Origin of the sequence: Micromonospora sp. ATA51 (genome assembly GCF_016802855.1) — a bacterium.
GTDB classification, from domain to species: domain Bacteria; phylum Actinomycetota; class Actinomycetes; order Mycobacteriales; family Micromonosporaceae; genus Micromonospora; species Micromonospora sicca.
The window spans coordinates 1-6,432 of sequence record NZ_JAEVHJ010000361.1; the positions used below are offsets into that span (position 1 = coordinate 1).

The following is a 6,432-nucleotide window of genomic DNA, read 5'->3' on the forward strand; positions in this document are numbered from 1 at the left end:
ACCGCTCCGCCGGCCGGGGCCACTCCGGTCCGCTCCGCGCCCGCCCCGGCCGGGGAGCGCTTCGGCCTGCTCCCCGCCTGGACCTGGTACGTCGACCCGACCGGGTTCCGGATCGCCGTGCCAGTGGACTGGCTGCGCTGGACCGACGGCGGGGTGACCTGCTTCCGGGAGCCCGCGGGGTCCCGGCTGCTGAGCGTGGGCGCGACGGCGGCGCCGGCCGACCCGGTGGCGTACTGGCGGGCGGAGGAGCGGCGGCTCACCGGCGACGGCGGGCTGGCCGACTACCGGCGGGTCGAGATCGGGCCGATCGACATGTTCCGGGGCGGCGCGCTCTGGGAGTGCGGCTGGGTCACCGCGGCCGGCGACAAGGTGCACACCGCCCGGCTGCTGCTGACCGTCGCGCCGGGCCGCGCGTACACCGTCTCATGGCTGACAAAGGAGTTCGACTGGCAGGTCAACGCGACATATTTCCTGATGATCCGGCAGAGCTTCCGGCCCGGTCTCTGACCCCCTCCCCAGTGGACCGTCCGGGTGATGCCCCTCGGCGACGCGGCTGATTACAGTGGCGTAGTTTTGTCGATCAAGATCTCTGGGGAGGGCGAGCCGACATGATGGGACCGTCCCACGCGCTGTCCGGCGCGGCGGTGTGGCTGACCGGGTCGTGGGCGCTGGACCAGTTCGCCGACTACCACCAGACGCCGCTGGCGCTCGCGGTGGGGACCGCGGTCTGCGCGGGCGGGGCGCTCTTCCCCGACCTCGACCTCTCCGGCAAGGTGACCCGCAACCAGGGCGGGGCGACCGTGGCCCGGACCTTCGGCGTGTTCAGCCTCTTCATCGCCGAGGTGATGGAGAAGATCTCGCTGGGGGTCTACTACGCCACCAAGCTCAGCAAGGACCCGCGCCGCAACAACGGGCACCGCACCCTGACCCACACCCTCCCGTTCACCGGGCTGGTCGGCTGGGGCACCACCGCGCTCTGCGCCCACTACGGCAAGTGGGCGGTGGTCAGCATCCTGTTCTTCATGATCGGGCTGGCCCTGCGCGGGCTCTTCGACGAGTGGGCCGAGCGGGCCGGCTGGGTGATCGTGACGCTGGCCTCGGCCGCCGCGGCCTGGTTCACCTTCGCCAACCTGCCGGGCGACCGGGGCTATCCGCTGATCGGGTTCGCCGTCGGGGTGGGTTGTTTCGTGCACATCCTCGGCGACATGATCACCCGCGCGGGGGTGCCGATCCTCTGGCCGATCCCGATCAGACGCCGGATGTGGACGATGGTCGGCCTGCCCAACGGCATCGCGCTGCGCACCGGCAGCAAGGCCGAGGTGATCGTGCTGCGGGCCGCGCTGACCGTCCTCGCGGTGCTCGCCGCGGTGGGGCTGGTCGCGCCGTCGGTGCTGCAGCGGTTCAACATCGAGGTTTGAGCCTGGCCAAGGTGTGGGCGTACTTCGACGCGGCCGGCCCGCTGGTCGGCACCGATTGGCCGATCCGCTACCGGTAGGACGACGCGAAGCGGGTGGCACACCTGCGCCGGCTCGGCGTCCGGGCGTTCGCCGCGCAGGCGTACAGCAGCGGCCCGGGATGGCGGAGCCGCTGAGTCGCTGGACGCTCAACTTCGCCGCGCGTACCCCCGGCCGCCTCCCCTCGGCCACCTTCTTCCCCGAGCCCGGGCCATCCGCTACCTCACCGAAGCGTTGCGCGCCAAGGCACGGGTGTTCAGCAGGTGATCGCCAGGAAATCCGGCGGTTCAGGGCCGGGAGGAATGGGGGTTCACTCGGGGCACTTCTGCCGGTCGATGTAATCCTTGACTATGGCCAGGGGCGCCCCGCCGCAGGATGCGGCGAAGTAGGACGGTGACCACAGGTGGCCGTGTATGAGGTGCCGGTTGATCTGGCCTGTGAATTCCTTGCGCAGGTAATGAGCGGACACGCCTTTGAGGGAGTTGACCAGCATGGAGATCGCTAGTTTCGGGGGGTAGCGCACGAGTAGGTGTACGTGGTCGTCCTCGCCGTTGAACTCGGCCAGTTCGGCTTCCATGCTTGCGCACACGTCGGTCATGACCTGCTCGCAGCGGGCGAGCATCGCCTCATCGAGTACACCGCGGCGATATTTCGTGACGAATACCAGATGTGCGTGCAGGTCGTGAACGATGCTGCGGCCTCGCCGGATATTGGGGTCCGAGGTCCATCGTGGTGACATAGGCCAGACGTTATACTGCGGACGTGAAGCTCGTCGTGCAGGTGCGGCTGTTTCCCGACGCCGGCCAGGAGGCGGCGTTGCGAGACACGCTGACCCTGTGCAACGACGCCGCGAACCTCGCCTCCGCCGAGGCGTACCGGGCGCGGGTGTTCGCCAAGCAGGCGTTGCAGCGACTCACCTACCGGCGGCTGAAGGACATGGGGTTGTCGGCCCAGCCGGCGATCCACGTCGCCCGCAAGGTCGCCGGCGCCTACGCCACGCTGAAGGCCAACATCCGTGCCGGCAACCTCGGCAAACCCGGGTCGAAGCGCCGCCGCAAGGCTGAGGCGAAGCCGATCGTGTTCCGCCGCGACGCCGCCCAACCGTTCGACGACCGCTGCCTGTCCTGGCAGATGCGCTCCCGCACAGTCTCCATCTGGGCGACGGCGGGCCGACAGGCCGGCATCCGATTCGGGTGCTCTGACGCGCAGTACGCGGTGCTGTCCGCCCACCGCAGAGGCGAGTCTGACCTGGTGCACCGTGACGGCAAGTGGTTTCTGTACGCCACCTGCGACATCCCTGACGTCGAGGTTAAGGAGCCCGACGGGTTCCTCGGCGTCGACCTGGGCATCGCGAACATCGCCACCACCAGCGCCGGGACCCGGCACTGCGGCAAGGGTTTGAACCGGGTGCGCCATCGTAATCAGCGGCTGCGGGCCAAACTTCAGCGCATCGGCACCAAGTCCGCCAAGCGGCTCCTGAAGGCCCGCCGCCGCAAGGAAGCGCGATTCGCGGCCGACATCAACCATCGCATCGCCAAGCAGATCGTGACCGAGGCCGAACGCACCGGCCGCGGCATCGCCCTGGAAAACCTGGGCGGCATCCGCGACCGGGTACGGCTCCGACGACCCCAGCGGGTCACACTGCACTCGTGGGCATTCCACCAACTCCGCCAGTTCATCGCCTACAAGGCGGCGCGGACCGGAGTGGCTTTCGTCTACGTCGACCCGGCGTACACCTCGCAGGGCTGCTCCGCCTGCGGGCACGTCGCCAAGGCCAACCGACCCAACCAATCCACCTTCCGATGCACGTCGTGCGGCTTCGCTGAGCACGCCGACGTGAACGCAGCCCGCAACATCGCCGCACGCGGCGCCGCGGACTGGGCAGCCGTCAGCCTTCCGAACGCGGCGTGACCGATGCAGCCAGCACCGAGCAACGATCCGCAAGCTCAGCCCCTTCAGGGCCGAGAAGCTGACCATCGAAGTGTGACCGACCCACCCGACCCGCCAGCCGGCGGGACGCGACCGCCGGCCGATTCGCCGGACGGGCCGGCCCAGCAGTCTGGCGTAGTGGAGGGCGGCCGCCCGCCGGTCGAGGACCGGGCCGTACCCTCGTTCTGGCAGCGGCTGGGGCTGCCCGGGCTCGCCGACGTGCACACCCACTTCCTGCCGCCCCGGCTGCTGCGCAAGGTGTGGGCATACTTCGACGCGGCCGGGCCGCTGGTCGGCACGGAGTGGCCGATCCGGTACCGGTGGAGCGACGCGGAGCGGGTGGCGCACCTGCGCCGGCTCGGCGTACGGGCGTTCACCGCGCTGGCGTACCCGCACCGGCCCGGGATGGCGGAGGCGCTGAACCGGTGGACGCTGGAGTTCGCCCACGCCACCCCCGGCTGCCTGCCCTCGGCCACCTTCTACCCCGAGCCGGACGCCGTCCGGTACGTCGCCGGGGCGCTCGACGCCGGCGCCCGGGTGTTCAAGGTGCACGTCCAGGTCGGCGGGTTCCTCCCCACCGACCCGGCGCTGGACGCGGTGTGGGGGCTGCTCGCCGACGCGGGCGTACCGGTGGTGGTGCACGCCGGGCACGCACCGGTCGGCACCGCGCACACCGGCCCGGAGCCGTTCGCCGCGCTGCTCGCCCGGCATCCGGGGCTGACCGCGGTCGTGGCCCATCTGGGCGCGCCCGACTACACCGCGTTCCTCGACCTGGCGGAGAAGTACGAGCGGGTGCGGCTGGACACCACCATGGCGTTCACCTCGTTCTTCAACCGGTTCATGCCGTTCCCGGCCGGCGACCTGCCCCGGCTGGGCGAGCTGGGGCTGGCCGGCAAGGTGCTGCTCGGCAGCGACTTCCCGAACCTCCCCTACCCGTACGCCGAGCAGCTCACCGGGCTGGCCGAACTGGGTCTCGGCGACGACTGGCTGCGGGCGGTCTGCTGGGGCAACGCGGCGGCCCTGTTCGACCTGGCCTGAGTCGGGGCGTGGAAGCCCGGCCGGCGCGGCGGGCGGTCAGACGCCCACCCGCTGCTCGGGCACGCTGAGCCCGTACAGCGCCATCAGTTCGGGGCTGTCGATCCGACTGCCGTCGGCGATCGAGTCGCACGCGATGTCGACGATCTGGTCCTTGTGCGCCAGCAGGTAGGGCCGGGCGCCGACGTCGGCGCTGGCCAGGGTGGCGATGCCGGCCCAGTGCCGGCGGCCGAAGAGCATCGGGTAGCCGCGCAGCCCGTCGTAGGTCGCGCAGACCAGCACGTCGGGGTACGGCAGCGCGGCGACCCGCCGGACCGCTCCGGCGGTCAGCCCCGGCATGTCGACCGGCACCACGACGACCGCCTCGATCCCGTCGTCGGTCAGGGCGGCCAGGCCGGCGCGGATCGAGGAACCGACCCCGGTCCCCCACGCCCGGTTGACCACCACGGTAGCCCCGGTCAGGTCGGTCGTCTGGCGGACCTGGTCGGCCGCCGCGCCGAGTACGACCACGATCTGCTCGCAGCCGGCCTCGACCATCGTGTCGATCATCCGGCTCACCAGGGGTTTCTCCCCCTGGTGCAGCAGCGCCTCGGGTCCGCCGATGCGACGTCCACCGCCCGCCGCGATGATCATTCCTGCGATCCGGTTCAGCTGCGCCCCCTCGACCGTGGGGACGGCACCGGCTCACCTGCGCCCGGTCCGTCCCGTCGTACGCACAACGGGCCCAACGAGTGCGCCCGGCGCGGGGTAGCGGGGCAAAAGGGAAAATTGCCGACTATGCCGCATCGGCGTAGCAGTCGACGACGGACAGGTCCAGCGGGAACCGCACCGGGGTGTCGCCGAAGAGCAGCGCCGCCGCCCGCGCGCCCGCGGCGGTGACCGCCTCCGCCACCGCGTCGGCCTGCCCGGTTGGGCAGTGCACGATCACCTCGTCGTGCTGGAAGAAGACCAGCTCGGCATCGGTGCCCGCGAGGGCCGTCCGCAACGTGGCCAGCAGCGTGGAGGCCCACTCGGCGGCCGTCGCCTGGATGACGAAGTTGCGGGTGAACCGGCCCCGGGAGCGGGCGGCGCGGGCCCGGGGCCCCTGCGGGTCCGCGCCGGCGTCCGGGGCCGCCTCGTCGCCGTCGGCGAAACCGAGCGAGCCCGGCGGGCAGGTGCGCCCGAGCCAGGAGCGGACCAGGCCACCGGCCTCGCCGGTCCGCGCCGCCGCCTCCACGTAGCCGAAGGCCGTCGGGTAGTTCCGCTTGAGCACCGCCAGGGCGGGCACCGCCGAGCCGCCGGTCTGCCCGTACATCGCGCCGAGCAGGGCCACCTTGGCCCGGGCCCGGTCACCGGCGAAGGCGTCCCGGGCCAGCGCGGCGTAGAGGTCGCCGGCCCCGCCGGCCGCCGCGAGCCGGGCGTCCCCGGAGACCGCGGCCAGCACCCGCGGCTCCAACTGGCCCGCGTCGGCGACGACGAAGGTCCAGCCGGGATCGGCCACCACCGCCCGCCGGATCACCTTCGGGATCTGCAGCGCGCCGCCGCCCCGGGTGGCCCACCGGCCGGAGACCACCCCGCCGGGCACGTACTCCGCGTGGAAGCGGCCGCCGGAGACCCAGGCGTCCCGCCACGCCCAGCCGTGCGCCGTCCAGATCCGGTAGAGCTCCTTGTATTCCAGGACCAGCGGCACCGCCGGATGCTCCACCCCGCGCAGCACCCAGGCCCGGGTGTTCGGCAGCTCCACGCCGACCCGGGCGAACGCCTTCAACAGCTCCGCCGGGGAGTCCGCGTGCAGCTGGCGTACGCCGAACGCCGCGGCGATCCGGGCGGCCAGCTCGGCCAGCCGGCGGGGCGGCCCACCCACCGGGGAGGCCTCGCCGAGCAGCTCGGCGAGAAGCTCGTCGTGCACCTCGGCCCGCCACGGCAGCCCGGCCGCCCCCATCTCCGCGGCGATCAGCGCGCCCGCCGACTCCGCCGCCACCAGCAGGCGGAACCGGCCGGGGTGCTCGGTCGCCGCGATCCGGGCGAGCTGGTC

6 protein-coding genes and 2 pseudogenes are annotated in these 6,432 nt (G+C 72.3%); 5 read left to right on the forward strand and 3 right to left on the reverse strand.

Features of this window, described 5'->3' with window-relative positions:
* The 3 genes and pseudogenes from JNW87_RS32960 to JNW87_RS32970 all read left to right on the forward strand — a co-directional run.
* Positions 1-507, forward strand: a pseudogene (locus JNW87_RS32960) (hypothetical protein); the annotation flags it as partial.
* Between the two features lie 101 nt (positions 508-608).
* A complete protein-coding gene (locus tag JNW87_RS32965; RefSeq protein WP_109805365.1) occupies positions 609-1,418 on the forward strand; it encodes a metal-dependent hydrolase in 810 nt (269 codons plus the stop codon).
* A gap of 2 nt (positions 1,419-1,420) precedes the next feature.
* A pseudogene (locus tag JNW87_RS32970) lies at positions 1,421-1,712 on the forward strand (amidohydrolase); the annotation flags it as partial.
* 52 nt (positions 1,713-1,764) lie between these two features.
* Here JNW87_RS32970 and tnpA read toward each other — a convergent pair.
* Positions 1,765-2,193 (reverse strand): IS200/IS605 family transposase, encoded by a 429-nt coding sequence (gene tnpA, locus JNW87_RS32975; RefSeq protein WP_109805364.1) that lies wholly within the window; start codon positions 2,191-2,193, stop codon positions 1,765-1,767.
* Positions 2,194-2,216: 23 nt separating this feature from the next.
* Between tnpA and JNW87_RS32980 the strand changes: the two genes are divergently transcribed.
* Together JNW87_RS32980 and JNW87_RS32985 are read left to right on the forward strand one after the other, a co-directional pair.
* Entirely contained in the window at positions 2,217-3,365 is a 1,149-nt protein-coding gene (locus JNW87_RS32980; RefSeq protein ID WP_109805363.1) for an RNA-guided endonuclease TnpB family protein, read from the forward strand.
* 156 nt (positions 3,366-3,521) lie between these two features.
* Positions 3,522-4,421, forward strand: coding sequence for an amidohydrolase family protein (locus tag JNW87_RS32985; RefSeq protein ID WP_109805362.1), 900 nt, complete (start codon positions 3,522-3,524; stop codon positions 4,419-4,421).
* A 36-nt stretch (positions 4,422-4,457) separates the two neighbouring features.
* Here the strand turns inward: JNW87_RS32985 and JNW87_RS32990 are convergent, their stop codons facing one another.
* Both JNW87_RS32990 and JNW87_RS32995 read right to left on the reverse strand, forming a co-directional pair.
* A complete protein-coding gene (locus JNW87_RS32990) occupies positions 4,458-5,051 on the reverse strand; it encodes an NTP transferase domain-containing protein (protein ID WP_109805361.1) in 594 nt (197 codons plus the stop codon).
* 142 nt (positions 5,052-5,193) lie between these two features.
* Positions 5,194-6,432 (reverse strand): bifunctional 3'-5' exonuclease/DNA polymerase (locus tag JNW87_RS32995; RefSeq protein ID WP_238455027.1); only part of this gene is annotated, 1,239 nt, incomplete at its 5' end.

Bases quoted from the DNA above. Each gene is read 5' to 3' on its own strand.
- JNW87_RS32965 (WP_109805365.1), top strand. From the start codon at position 609: ATGATGGGACCGTCCCACGCGCTGTCCGGCGCGGCGGTGTGGCTGACC.
- tnpA (WP_109805364.1), bottom strand. From the start codon at position 2,193: ATGTCACCACGATGGACCTCGGACCCCAATATCCGGCGAGGCCGCAGC.
- JNW87_RS32990 (WP_109805361.1), bottom strand. From the start codon at position 5,051: ATGATCATCGCGGCGGGCGGTGGACGTCGCATCGGCGGACCCGAGGCG.